The following is a 13,503-nucleotide window of genomic DNA, read 5'->3' as shown; positions in this document are numbered from 1 at the left end:
AAATCTTTCTTTTTCTCCCGGAAATTATTCCAGATGTTACCATGATACACAGACCGTCTTATACCAGATAATGGTTTGGTCTCCAACATTTTGAGTAATTATATTCACTTTAGTTAAACCAATCTCATATTTTTAGCCAAGTGCCATGAATCTAAAGTTCATCCAACCAAAGGTGGCGGTAATGGCGTGTGCGTTATGTTGCGCACCCATGCTGTCAGCCCAGGGCAATGCCCCTGCAACTTCGGGAGCGGCCCATGCCTCTGCCGGAGCAACATCCGTGAGCGGAGAGGTTCTCGATGCCAATGGTGACCCTCTGACAGGCGTCTCGGTCTCCATCCAAGGCAAAGGGATTGTCGGAATCACCGACATCGACGGCCGCTTCAACGTAAAGGCCACACCCGGCCAGACCCTCGAATTCACCTACATCGGCTTCGCCAAGACTTCAGCCAAAGTCACCGGCCAGCCCATGACAGTGACCATGAAAGAGGAGTCAACCAACCTCAACGAGGTAGTGGTGACCGCCCTCGGCATCAAGAAAGAGTCGAAATCACTCTCCTACAACGTGCAGAAGATCGACAATGACGACATCACCCGAATTGCCGACGCCAACTTCGTCAACAACCTCGCGGGAAAGGTTGCCGGCGTGACCATCAACTCAGCCGCATCCGGAATGGGCGGCGGCACACGCGTGGTGATGCGCGGCGCCAAATCAATCTCCGGCAACAACAACGCCCTATACGTGGTCGACGGCATACCCATGCTCGACATGAGCCGCGCAGCCACCCAGCCCGAAGGCGTCTATGAAGGCGCCGCACAGACCGGCGACCCCCTGTCGGCCATCAACCCCGACGATATCGAGAACATCTCGGTGCTCTCCGGTCCCTCTGCAGCTGCCCTCTACGGCTCCGCTGCCGCCAACGGCGTGGTGATGATCACCACCAAGAAGGGACAGGAAGGGGAGACCCGCATCACCATCTCAAACAACACCACATTCCAGCGCGTGGCAGTGATGCCCGAGTTCCAGACCTCCTATGGACCGTCGGAGACAGGCAGCTACCTCAGCTGGGGTTCGAAGCTGGCAACGCGGAGCACGTTTGATCCCAAGGACTTCTTCCAGACAGGCTTCAACGTCACCAACTCCGCCTCGCTCACGACAGGCACAGCCAGGAACCAGACCTACCTGTCGATAGGAACCACCAACGCCGAGGGTGTGGTGCACAACAACAACTATTCGCGCTACAACGCCACCGTGCGCAACACCACCAAGATGGCCAACGACAAGCTCACCATGGACCTGGCTTTCAACCTCAGCCAGATCAACGAGAAGAACATGACATCGCAGGGCCTCTACTACAACCCCCTCGTGTCGCTCTACCTTTTCCCCGCAGGTGAGGACTTCTCCAAGATGCAGGCATACCAGCGCTGGAATCCCGGACGCGGACTCATGGACCAGTACTTCCCCTACACCTCGACAATGGCACTCCAGAACCCCTACTGGATAACCGAAAACATCGAGATGCCCAACAAGAAGAACCGATACACCGCTTCCGCACAGTTCCGCTACGACTTCACCGACTGGCTCAATGTCACCGCCAGGGCCAAGATCGACCGCGACAACCAGACCCGCGAGCGCAAGATGGATGCCGGCACCAACACCCAGTATGCATCGGCCTACGGTTACTACTCAAAGGAGAACATCACCAACCAGCAGGTCTATGGAGAGTTCCTCGTATCGGTCAACAAATATCTCTTCGACCGCAACATCAACCTGATGCTCAACGCCGGCGCCAACTTCGAGAATACCGACTACCAGAACGACTACTTCGGCGGCCAGCTAAAGACAGTGGCCAACATGTTCTCATGGGCCAACGTCGACTTCTCCGGCCGTGACCTCGCCCGCCAGGACGGTTTCCACCTGAAGAAGCGCGCCGTGTTCGGCACCATGCAGCTCGGCTACCAGTCGAAAGTGTATCTCGACGTGTCGGCACGCAACGACTGGTCATCGACATTCAAAGGCACGTCGACCAGCTCGTTCTTCTACCCCTCGGTAGGTATCTCCGGCATCGTCACCGATATCCTCGGCATGCAGAGCCGCATACTCAACTTCGCCAAGGTGCGTGTGTCATACTCCGAGGTGGGTAACGCTCCCGAGGTGTTCATCGCCATCCCTACCTATGAGATCAAGGACGGACAGGTGTCGACAGTGACACGCCGCCCGAACAGCAATCTCAAGCCCGAACGCACAAAGGCCTGGGAGGCAGGTCTCAACCTCGCCATGTTCGACAACAGGTTCCGTCTCGACGCCACGTTCTACTACTCGCGCACCCTCAACCAGTTCTTCGAGCGCCAGCTCGCCGCATCGACAGGCTACACCTCCGAGATCTTCAACGGAGGCCGCGTAGACAACAAGGGTATTGAGCTTACCGCACGCTTCAACAACACATGGGGCGACTTCTCATGGAGCACCTACCTCAACTACTCCATCAACCGCAACACCGTCAAGGACCTCGCATCGGACTACGTAGACCCCTACACAGGCGAGCCTGCACCTCTGACCGAGATGATCATGGCCTCCACATCGATGTACCAGACCCGTGTCACCAAGGGCGGATCTATCGGCGACATCTACGTAAACACCCTCAAGACCGACGACCACGGCTACATCCACGTCAATCCCGTAGACCAGACCGTAACCCCCGAACCGGGCACATGGAAGAAGGTCGGCAACGCCTCGCCCAAGTACAACATCGGATGGGGCAACGACTTCCGGTATAAAGGCATCAACCTCGGATTCCTCGTCACCGCACGCGTAGGAGGCATCGGCATCTCGCAGACACAGGCCGTGCTCGACTACTACGGAGCATCGAAGCAGACAGAGGATGCGCGTCTCAACGGCGGCGTCATCATCAACGGGCGTCCCATCCCCGCTCAGGACTTCTACCAGAAAGTCGGCTCACCCGGCCAGAGCGGCGGTATCGGCGCATGGTATGTCTACTCGGCCACCAACGTGCGCCTCGGCGAGCTTACCCTCGGCTACGACTTCCCCGTGCAGAAGTGGGGCGGCTTCGTGAAGGGTCTCAATGTGTCGCTCATCGGCAAGAACCTCTTCTTCTTCTACCGCAAAGCCCCCTACGACCCCGAGCTTACAGCCTCCACGGGCACCTATATGCAGGGTATCGACAACTTCATGAGCCCGAGCCTCCGCACCCTCGGTTTCTCGGTAAAAGTACAATTCTAACCCACACACCTCAATTGTAAACCAATGAAATACAACAGAATATTTCCGGTTGCCACACTTGCGCTGTCGCTTCTGGCGTCATCGTGCATCGACATGGAGGACAACATCAACCCCAACGGCGTGACCGAGGATATGATGAAGGCCGACAACCTCAAGACCGGAGCCTTCATCCAGCAGATGCAGACACGCGTCATCCTCGTGGCGCTCGGAGGCAAGCTCAGCTCCGACTACCAGATATCACGCAACCTCTCGCACGACCTTTTCGCAGGATACGCAGGCTCGACCCTCGGCAACCTCCAGAGCCACCAGCAGTACATATGGCAGGACGGTTGGATCAACTCGACATTCAACGAGGCCTACACAGGCATAATGATGCCCTGGCGCGAGGTCAGCAAGCTCGCCAAGGAGCAGGGCCGCGACGAGGTGCTCGCCATCGCCAACATAATCAAGATCGCCGGCATGTCGCAGATCACCGACACATTCGGCCCGATCCCCTACATCAAGTATGGCGAGACCGGCGACTACGACTCGCAGGAAGCCGTCTACAAATCATTCTTCCAGGAACTCGGCAAAGCCATAGACGCCTTGACGGCCTACTATACGGCAGGAGGTACCTCCGTGCTCGCACAGTATGACAAGGTGTATGGCGGAGCAACCGAAAACTGGATACGCTTCGCCAACACCCTGCGTCTGCGCCTGGCCCTCCGCGTGGTCTACGCCGACGCCGCCCTCGCACGTGCCGAGGCCGAAAAGTCGCTCCAATCGACAGCCGGATTCGTGGAGAGCGCCGCACAGCGTGCTGAGCTCCGCCAGAGCCTCGTGCAGTACGAGAACCCGCTCTACATCATAGACTATGAGTTCAACAAGGGTGACACGCGAGTAGGCGCCTCGATCGTCGAGGTAATGAAGCAACTCGGCGACCCTCGCTGCTCCGCCTACTTCACCGCTGTCGACGGGGAATACTGGGGCGTGCCCATGGGCATCACCGGCCACCTCTCCGACTACCAGGAGAAGTGTTCACACTTCAACGTGACCAAGTACAACACCCCCATCGTGTGGATGCCCGCAGCAGAGAGCTTCTTCCTGCGCGCCGAGGCCGCACTGCGCTGGGGCATAGGTGGCGACCCCAAGTCGCTCTACGAAGAGGGCATAAAGATGTCATGCTCTGAAAACGGCGTGGAGGCCGGCACTTATCTCGCCTCCAACAACACACTTTCAGGCTACTCCGACCCCGTATCGGGCTACAACTACACCTTCACCACCAACGGCCTGACACCCGCCTGGGACGATGCCGCCAACTTCGAGGGCAAGCTCGAACGCATCTCCACCCAGAAGTGGATCTCGCTCTTCCCCAACGGATCGGAAGGATGGGCGGAGGTGCGCCGCACAGGCTATCCCGACCTCATCAACGCTATCTCCAACGGCTCCAACGGCACAGTCAACTCCGACCTCGGCCCACGCCGTCTGCCGTTCTGCCTCCAGGAGCGCCAGAACAATGCCGACGGTGTGGCCGTTGGCCGTCAGCTCCTCGGTGGCGCCGACAATGCCGGCACACGTGTATGGTGGGACAAGAATCCGCGTTTCTGATCCCTAAGTCAGTAAAAAACATTAGAAAAAACAAACCGTTATGAATATCAAAATATATGGTCTCGCTACGCTGATGGCAGGGTTTGTGGCCCTAACATCATGCGACACCGATGTGGAGCGTATCGACGTGCAGAAGCCCTACACCTACGACGAAACCTACTTCCAGAATATCCGCGACTTCAAAAAGACCGACCATGAGGTAAGCTTCGCATACTATGCCGCATGGGCACCCGTGGAAGGCGCCGTGGGCTACAAGGACCCCGCCTCCATGGGCGAGCGCCTGATCGGTCTGCCCGACTCGATCGACATCGTGAACCTGTGGATGGCGGTGCCGATGCCCGACACCCACCCCGTAGCCTACCGCGACATGAAATACTGCCAGGAGAAACTCGGCACACGCTTCGTGATGCACGCCGACGCGTCCCACTACAGGCATAAGTTCACTGTCGACGGCCAGGAGTATGACATGGGTGGCAGTGCAAACGTTTCCGACGAGGTCATGGAGGCATATGCAAAATGGATCATGAAGCAGGTGAACGACGCCGGACTCAATGGCGTCGACATCGACTATGAAGGATGGAATTCCAACAATATCTTCCGCCTTGTGAAGATTCTCGGCGAACACTGGGGCCCGCAGGGAGCAAACCCCGACATGCTCCTCATCGTGGACTACTTCGGCTCACAGCCCGGGGCGGAATGCGAACCTTACTGCCACTATTTCGTGCAGCAGGCCTATTCCGACCAGACAGGTTTCCTGCGTCCATCTTCCAATTACCCTATTGAGAAGCAGATCTTCTGCGAGCAGTTCGGCAAGGGCTTCGGACCGAGCGGACACAACGGCATGCTCCTTGAGTACGCCAAGTGGGAGCCGGGCGACGGCCGTCGCAAGGGAGGTTGCGGCGTGTACTACCTCGACGACAACTTCAACTCCAACTCAGGTATCCCCTACAACGAATTCCGCCAGGCTATCCAGATAATGAATCCAGCCGTTCCCAACTAACCAATCAGTTCGTCAATAAAAAATGAAAACTACAATATTTCATCGTTCGATAATGTTTGCGGCAGCGGCCTTCGCCATGACCGCATGCAACTCCGACGGCGACAAGTTCGACTACGACAAGAACCTCGCCTACATGTCCGGCACGGAAGTCGATCCGATCAGGAAGTTCGTGGTCGAGGACACCCCCGCGTCGGAAAACGTGTCGGTATCCCTCGTCAACCCGCTCGACCACGACATCACCGTAAAGGTGGCCATCGACCCCTCGAAAGTGGATGAGTACAACCGCGCCAACCAGACGTCCTATTTCCCCATCCCCGCCGGTGCGGCACGCCTCGTCAACGAGCAGGCCGTGATACCCGCAGGGAAGTCGTTCTCCGAAGCGCTACAGGTGCAGATGACAAGCACCGAGAACTTCGAGGAAGGACGCACCTATCTCATTCCTGTGACTATCGTGGATGCCGGAGGCGTAGCTATCCTCGACGCACAGCGCACGGCATTTCTCAAGGTGGCCCGAGTGCTCCACTTCAACGCACTCGACATATCCAACCCGAGCATGTATTCCAACTTTATCTTCCCCGACGACAAGATGGTAGACATGAGCGGCGGCTTCACCTACGAGCTGAAGGTATGGGGTCTGAACTACGACCAGAACGGCAACGGAAATCCGACACGCCTCTGCTCGTTCACTTCCAAGAATGAAGCCAACTCGTCGATGCTCCGCTTTTCAGAGAACGGTAAGCCCGCACGCACCCTGCAGTGGGTATGCCCCGGCGGCAACATCGTGTCGACCTCCACATTCGACACAGAGCGCTGGTATCTCCTGACCTTCACCTTCGACGGATCGAACCTCATCATGTATATCGACGGCAACAAGGACGCAGAAGGCTCATATAGCGGCACTGATCCCGTACAATTCCAGCGTATCGAGCTTGGCATGTCGTGGGGCGGCGGCTATCCGTCGAGCCAGCGCTTCTCCGGCCGCATCTGCGAGATGCGCGTATGGAACCGTCCGCTCTCACCCGGCGAGATCAAGCTCGGCATGTGCGGCATAGACGCCAAATCCAGCGGCCTCGTCGCCTACTGGAAGATGAACGAGGGCGACGGCCATGTTTTCCATGACGCCACCGGCAACGGCTACGACATGGACTGGGCCAACACCTCTCGTGACACCAACGAGAACGGCAACCTCGAAGCTACTCCAAACGCCAAGAATGCCATAAGCTGGACCAGCGACGACAACAATAAATGCGCCGAATAAAAATGTGCCGAATAAATAACATCAACCATCGAACAACAATCATGAAAACGAAATATCTGACAGGAATACTCGCTATTGCTCTCGGAGCCATGGCGATGACCTCCTGCAACGACGATGACACCTACGATGTCTATGGCAACCCCAACAATCTCGTCTATGTCAATATTGCGGGAGACTTCCCGGAAGGGATGCCCAAGAATTCTTTCGTGTACACTATCTACCACACACCTGTAGGACCGATCGTAGCCTCCGAGCCGGGTGATATCGAGATTGACGTGATGTGCACCAAGAACGCTCCCTCCGACATGCAGGTGACACTCGAAGCAGCTCCCGACATGGCGGTGGAGGGCTACTCCACCCTACCCGCCAACTCCGGCATCAAGGTAACACTCGAATCCAGCACCCTGACAATCCCAGCCGGCAAAAACCGTTCGTCAGAGAAGGCAAAGGTCCATGTAGATTTGACCAACGCCAACTGGTCGGTCCTCACCGATAAGGCTTATCTCGTGCCTATCCGCATAGTCGCCGCATCAGGCGCACAGCCGAGCCAGTCGATGGTGGGCGCCGCCTACATAGGAGTGCTTACCGAGGTAAAGACCGGCATGCTCAATCCCGCCGCCACATCTATCGACGGTGAGGCCATCACCGACACCGATGGATGGACCGGTACCTGGAAAGCCCCGGCAGCCGGCAAGGAAGGCAGCCTTGACATGGCAAAACTTCTGGACAACAACCAATGGTCAAACGCCTACTTCGTGGCAAACCATGCCGACAAGGTGAACGAGGAGGTAATAAACACCTTCGACCTTGGAAAAGAGTACGACATCAAGGGCTTGCAGCTTAGATACTACTACATCTATTATACAATAAAAGATGCTACCCTTGAAACGAGTCTTGACGGCATCGAATATACGGATCAAGGCACATTGTCATGGAGCGAAAACGGCATCGACCGATATTTCGCCTTCTGGGCTTCTACGAAAGTGCGTTATATCCGCGTCACCACACACTCTTTCTACGGGGGTACCGGCGAAGGGACTGCATTGTCCGACCTCATACTCTACAAGTAATCAATCCATTGAGCACCGTGATGCGTAGACTCCGGCTCTCCTATCGATGGCAGCCGACCCATCCATCACGACAACATCAACGAACCATTGGTTAAACACAAACAATAGCTACTATTTCTAAGGAAGGGGGGCAGTGTCGGAAATCACCGACGTTGCCCCCTTGACTTTCACACATATATAATACATGTTAATATGATACATGCCGGAGCAAGAGACACGGGGAATTAGCTAACTTTGCAACCGGCGGGGCATGAAGCCGCGCAAACCGACCTGATTAACGCAAAAACTTACACAATCATGAATCATATCTATAAGCTACTGCTGCTCCCAACGGCCATCTTTGCGGTCACCGCCTCGACGGCCATCGGACAGACGGTGAACGGCTCGGTGACATTCGCCGAGAAAATACACGACTTCGGCGAGATTGCCGAGACCGGCGGAAAGGTCACACACCGCTTCACGTTCACCAACACAGGACGCGACACCGTGCTGCTCACCAACGCCCGCGCCGGATGCAGTTGCGTGCAGGCCAAGGTGTCGACCCGGCCGGTCTATCCCGGCAAGACGGGGCATGTCGATGTGACCTTCGACCCCGACTTCCGCCCCGGGCATTTCAGCAAAGAGGTGGTCGTGATCTCCAACGGGAAGAAATACAACCGCATATGGGTGAAGGGCGACGTGATTCCCGGCAAGCACCCCATACCAGAGCTTTACCCCTACGACTATGGGCGGGGTCTGTACATGAACTACAAGGTGCTGAACTTCGGCGGCGTGCCACAAGGCGGGTCAAAGACCCACACGCTTAAATTCGGCAACAGTTCCGACAACACGCTCAACATAGCCTTCAAGGTGGATGCGGAGTCGCCCGGCACACTCCCATTCGCGCTCACCGTGCCCGACCGCTACCTGCTGAAACCGGGCGAGGAGGGGTCTGTGCCCATCAGCGTCAAGGTGATAACTCCCATAGCCGAGACAGTGTCGGTCACCGTCACTCCAGAGGCCAACGGCTATCCGCTGCAACCGCTGACAGTCACCGTAATGCCGCAACGCCGGGACTCTTTCCTCCCGTGAAGCGAGAGCCGGAGACAATCGGCCTCATGAATATTTAACACGTGGAGGCGCGATCACTTAACCAAGTTTAACAATTACCCCCCCCGAATTTACGTCTTTTTAATACCTTTGCAGGGATTAATCCTGTGTCAGCATGACACTGATTAACGATGAATAATAACTACTACATGTCGATGGCGGTCTGTGAAGGTCGCCATCGTCGTATCTGTCTAAAATATATATGTACTCAGTGGGAATTTTTTCCTAAATTTGCAGCCGTAAACCTATCACGGAAATAAAATAAAAAACATATACCTGCAATGGCAAAAGAACTGAAGAACCTCACCAAGCGCAGTGAGGACTACTCGAAGTGGTACAACGAACTGGTTGTGAAGGCCGACCTGGCCGAGCAGAGCGCAGTGCGCGGCTGCATGGTGATCAAGCCTTACGGCTACGCCATCTGGGAGAAGATGCAGCGCTATCTCGACGACATGTTCAAGGCCACGGGGGTGAGCAACGCCTATTTCCCACTGCTGATACCCAAGTCGTTCCTGTCGCGTGAGGCCGAGCATGTCGAGGGCTTCGCCAAGGAGTGCGCCGTAGTCACCCACCACCGCCTCATGAACGCCCCCGACGGCTCGGGCGTGGTGGTCGACCCCGAAGCGCGCCTCGACGAGGAGCTTATCATACGCCCCACCTCGGAGACCATCATCTGGAACACCTACCGCAACTGGATCAACTCCTACCGCGACCTGCCCATACTGTGCAACCAGTGGTGCAACGTGCTCCGCTGGGAGATGCGCACCCGCATGTTCCTGCGCACCGCCGAATTCCTCTGGCAGGAGGGGCACACCGCCCACGCCACCGCCGAGGAGGCCGAGGCCCGCGCCGTACAGATGCTCGACGTCTATGCCGACTTCGCCGAGAAATACCTGGCCGTGCCGGTGGTGAAGGGTGTGAAGAGCGCCAACGAGCGCTTCGCCGGCGCCATCGACACCTACACCATCGAGGCCATGATGCAGGACGGCAAGGCCCTGCAGTCTGGCACGTCGCACTTCCTGGGGCAGAACTTCGCCAAGGCATTCGACGTGACCTTCGTCAACAAGGAGAACCAGCCCGAATACGTGTGGGCCACCTCGTGGGGCGTGTCGACACGCCTGATGGGAGCGCTAATCATGACCCACTCCGACGACAACGGCCTGGTGCTCCCGCCCCACATCGCACCCATCCAGGTGGTGATCGTCCCCATCTACAAGAATTCCGACCAGCTCGCCGAAATCTCGGCCCACGTCGACCCGATCATCAACCGCCTGCGCGAAATGGGCATCAGCGTCAAGTATGACGACGCCGAGAACCGCCGCCCGGGCTTCAAGTTTGCCGACTACGAGCTGAAGGGTGTGCCCGTGCGTCTGGCCGTAGGCGCGCGCGACATCGAGGAGGGCACCGTGGAGGTGATGCGCCGCGACACCCTGGAGAAGCATTCAACCCCGCTCGAAGGTATCGCCGAATATGTGGCCAAGCTGCTTGAGGAGATACAGCAGAACATCTACGACAAGGCCCTGAAGCTCCGCGAGAGCATGACGCGCCCGGTCGACACCTGGGAGCAGTTCAAGGAGGAGATCGAGAAGGGCGGCTTCCTGCTGGCCCACTGGGACGGCACCACCGAGACCGAGGAGAAGATCAAGGAGGAGACCAAGGCCACCATACGCTGCATACCTTTCGACGGCGACACCACACCGGGCACCTGCGTCTACACCGGGAAGCCTTCGGCGCGCCGCGTGATCTTTGCCCGCAACTACTAAGAGATTGTATCAGACGAGTCCGACAGGTCAGACCGGTCGGACCCGTCTGACATATATGACCAATAGGACTAATATGGCCAATAAGACTAATATGGCCAATAAGACCTATATGGTCCGTAGGACAATTTCGGCACACAGCCACGTTTTCAACAATCACACGTCTCTCCCCCCATAAATCCCTTTATGCCATGTCGACCACACTGCCACGCATTGCAATCGTAATCCCCTGCTACAACGAGGAGGAGGCCCTACCCATCACAGCACCGCGCATACTCCAGCTGCTCGACCGCATGAGCGCCGATGGGCTCGTGGCCCTCGACAGCTTCGTGATGTGCAGCAACGACGGCAGCCGCGACCGCACGTGGCAGACAATCGAGCGCCTGCACGCCGAGGACCCGCGCATAAAAGGTATATCGCTCGCACACAACCGTGGACACCAGTATGCACTGATGGCCGGACTGATGGCCGTGCGCGACATGTGCGACGCCGCCATATCGATCGACGCCGACCTCCAGGACGACCCCGAAGCCATCATCCGCATGGTGGAGGAGTTCCGCCGTGGCAAAGAGATAGTCTACGGCGTGCGGTCGAGCCGCGCCACCGACACCTGGTTCAAGCGCACCACCGCGCATGCGTTCTACTCGCTACAACACCACATGGGCCTCGACACCGTCTACGACCATGCCGACTACCGCCTGCTCAGCGCCCGCGCCCTCGACCTGCTGTCGGAGTACGGCGAGAGCAACCTCTTCCTGCGCGGCATCATCCCGCAGATCGGCCTTGACACGGCTATCGTGACCTATGAGCGCCACGAGCGCGTGGCCGGTGAGTCGAAATACCCCCTCGGCAAGATGCTGAGTTTCTCCATAGACGGCATCACTTCATTCTCCTCCAAGCCAATACGCATCATCTTCATTGTCGGCCTGATTCTGCTGCTGATCGACATAGCCGTGGCCATATGGGTGTTCGCAAGCTATTTCTCACACCGCACCATCTCCGGCTGGACGTCGCTCATCATTTCAATATGGTTCCTCGGCTCCCTCACCTTGATGGCCATCGGCATAGTGGGTGAATATGTAGGCAAAATCTACACCGAGGTCAAGCACCGCCCGCGCTACGCTATCCGCGACCGCATCCTCTAAACGACATTCTCTCCGCCTCACTCCCCCATACCACCTAACACCAATCAATGGACAAGACTCTTGCCCCCTCCGCAGGGACAGCGCGCCTCGAAGTGGTCGACGCGCTCCGCGGATTCGCCCTCATGGCGATCGTGCTGCTCCACAGCATGGAGCACTACAACCTGTTCTTCACCCCAACGTGGCAGCCGCAATGGCTCACCGACTTCGACGGCTATTTCACCTCGTTCATATGGTTCCTGCTCGCCGGGAAGGCCTACGCCACGTTCTCGCTTCTCTTCGGCTTCAGCTTCTACATCCAATTGCGCAACGCCCGCAGGCGCGGCGAGGATTTCAGGCTGCGGTTCGCATGGCGGTTGCTGCTGCTGGCGGGATTCGCACAGCTCCACGCGCTGTTCTATAACGGCGACATACTGCTTTTCTACGCCGTCTGCGGGCTGATCCTCATACCCGCCTCGTCGTGGAGCGACCGCACTATCCTCATCGTGGCGTCGGTGCTGTTGCTACAGCCCGTCGACTGGATACACATGGCTACGACGCTGATCGACCCCGGATATGTCGACACCAACTCGCGGTTCATACAGTTTGCCGCGCAGGCCGAGGCCGTGTGCCGCGACGGGAACCTCTGGCAGACCCTCGCCGACAATATCGGCAACGGGCAGCTTTACAGCAACTTCTGGCAGGTGGAGGCAGGACGCATATGCCAGACACCGGCGCTGTTCCTCCTCGGCATGTGGCTCGGGCGGAAGGAGATGTTCATACGCAGCCATGCCTCCAGGCGGTTCTGGCGCAGGGTGCTCGCATGCGCGCTCCCTGCTGTAGTGGTGCTGCAGGTGCTTAAAGACACCATCGCGCCCGGACTCGACAACGTAACATGGCAAAGCCATTTCGGCATAGCCCTCGGGCTGCCGGGCAACTTCGCACTGATGGCTTCGCTCGTGGCGCTGTTCGTGCTCTGCTGGTTCCGCGCGGGCGACCATGGATACCGGTTCCAGCGCCTGTCGATACGCTACGGACGCATGTCGCTCACCAACTACATCACCCAGTCGATAATCGGCGTGGTGCTCTTCTACAATTTCGGCCTCGGCCTCTTCCGCTACTGTGGCCCTACCCTCTCGGCAGCCATCGGCCTCGGCATCATCCTCGTGCAGGTGGCCTGGAGCCGCGCCTGGCTCTCCACCCACCGCCAAGGCCCGCTCGAAGCCCTCTGGAAAAAACTCACCTGGCTCCGCAGCTCCCGTACCGCCCCCTCCCCCGCCCGCTGATTTTATTTTGATAACTCCGATACTACTGATCAACTTTGTAACCGCCGTAACAGTTACGGCGGTTACAAAGTTTTTATGATTTACAACATGCGCG

9 protein-coding genes are annotated in these 13,503 nt (G+C 57.5%); all 9 read left to right on the top strand.

The window, feature by feature from the left end; all coding sequences use genetic code 11:
* Positions 1-145: 145 nt before the first annotated feature.
* Positions 146-3,238 (top strand): SusC/RagA family TonB-linked outer membrane protein, encoded by a 3,093-nt coding sequence (locus QZ303_RS05475; RefSeq protein WP_295730260.1) that lies wholly within the window; start codon positions 146-148, stop codon positions 3,236-3,238.
* Between the two features lie 24 nt (positions 3,239-3,262).
* Positions 3,263-4,825, top strand: coding sequence for a SusD/RagB family nutrient-binding outer membrane lipoprotein (locus QZ303_RS05470; RefSeq protein WP_295730258.1), 1,563 nt, complete (start codon positions 3,263-3,265; stop codon positions 4,823-4,825).
* Positions 4,826-4,865: 40 nt separating this feature from the next.
* On the top strand, positions 4,866-5,825 hold the full coding sequence (locus tag QZ303_RS05465; protein ID WP_295730255.1) for a glycoside hydrolase family 18: 960 nt from the start codon (positions 4,866-4,868) through the stop codon (positions 5,823-5,825).
* Positions 5,826-5,847: 22 nt separating this feature from the next.
* Positions 5,848-7,083 carry a DUF1735 and LamG domain-containing protein gene (locus QZ303_RS05460; RefSeq protein ID WP_295730253.1) on the top strand — a complete coding sequence of 412 codons (1,236 nt, stop codon included), beginning with the start codon at positions 5,848-5,850 and terminating at the stop codon, positions 7,081-7,083.
* A gap of 41 nt (positions 7,084-7,124) precedes the next feature.
* Positions 7,125-8,153 carry a DUF1735 domain-containing protein gene (locus tag QZ303_RS05455; protein ID WP_295730250.1) on the top strand — a complete coding sequence of 343 codons (1,029 nt, stop codon included), beginning with the start codon at positions 7,125-7,127 and terminating at the stop codon, positions 8,151-8,153.
* Between the two features lie 297 nt (positions 8,154-8,450).
* The gene (locus QZ303_RS05450) at positions 8,451-9,224 is read left to right on the top strand and encodes a DUF1573 domain-containing protein (RefSeq protein WP_295730248.1); all 774 of its coding nucleotides are present in this window, start codon (positions 8,451-8,453) and stop codon (positions 9,222-9,224) included.
* A gap of 299 nt (positions 9,225-9,523) precedes the next feature.
* A complete protein-coding gene (gene proS, locus QZ303_RS05445; protein ID WP_295730245.1) occupies positions 9,524-11,005 on the top strand; it encodes a proline--tRNA ligase in 1,482 nt (493 codons plus the stop codon).
* Between the two features lie 188 nt (positions 11,006-11,193).
* Positions 11,194-12,147, top strand: coding sequence for a glycosyltransferase family 2 protein (locus tag QZ303_RS05440; RefSeq protein WP_295730242.1), 954 nt, complete (start codon positions 11,194-11,196; stop codon positions 12,145-12,147).
* Between the two features lie 47 nt (positions 12,148-12,194).
* Positions 12,195-13,409 (top strand): DUF418 domain-containing protein, encoded by a 1,215-nt coding sequence (locus QZ303_RS05435; RefSeq protein ID WP_295730239.1) that lies wholly within the window; start codon positions 12,195-12,197, stop codon positions 13,407-13,409.
* The last annotated feature ends 94 nt before the right edge of the window (positions 13,410-13,503 follow it).

This window comes from uncultured Muribaculum sp. (assembly GCF_910583865.1).
In the GTDB taxonomy this organism is placed as follows: domain Bacteria; phylum Bacteroidota; class Bacteroidia; order Bacteroidales; family Muribaculaceae; genus Muribaculum.
Note: the sequence above shows the minus strand (reverse complement) of the source record. Positions and strands in the feature narration are given on the sequence as shown.

Coding starts and splice junctions, on each gene's coding strand:
- QZ303_RS05470 (WP_295730258.1), top strand. CDS start 3,263: ATGAAATACAACAGAATATTTCCGGTTGCCACACTTGCGCTGTCGCTT.
- QZ303_RS05460 (WP_295730253.1), top strand. CDS start 5,848: ATGAAAACTACAATATTTCATCGTTCGATAATGTTTGCGGCAGCGGCC.
- proS (WP_295730245.1), top strand. CDS start 9,524: ATGGCAAAAGAACTGAAGAACCTCACCAAGCGCAGTGAGGACTACTCG.
- QZ303_RS05435 (WP_295730239.1), top strand. CDS start 12,195: ATGGACAAGACTCTTGCCCCCTCCGCAGGGACAGCGCGCCTCGAAGTG.
- QZ303_RS05465 (WP_295730255.1), top strand. CDS start 4,866: ATGAATATCAAAATATATGGTCTCGCTACGCTGATGGCAGGGTTTGTG.
- QZ303_RS05440 (WP_295730242.1), top strand. CDS start 11,194: ATGTCGACCACACTGCCACGCATTGCAATCGTAATCCCCTGCTACAAC.
- QZ303_RS05450 (WP_295730248.1), top strand. CDS start 8,451: ATGAATCATATCTATAAGCTACTGCTGCTCCCAACGGCCATCTTTGCG.
- QZ303_RS05455 (WP_295730250.1), top strand. CDS start 7,125: ATGAAAACGAAATATCTGACAGGAATACTCGCTATTGCTCTCGGAGCC.
- QZ303_RS05475 (WP_295730260.1), top strand. CDS start 146: ATGAATCTAAAGTTCATCCAACCAAAGGTGGCGGTAATGGCGTGTGCG.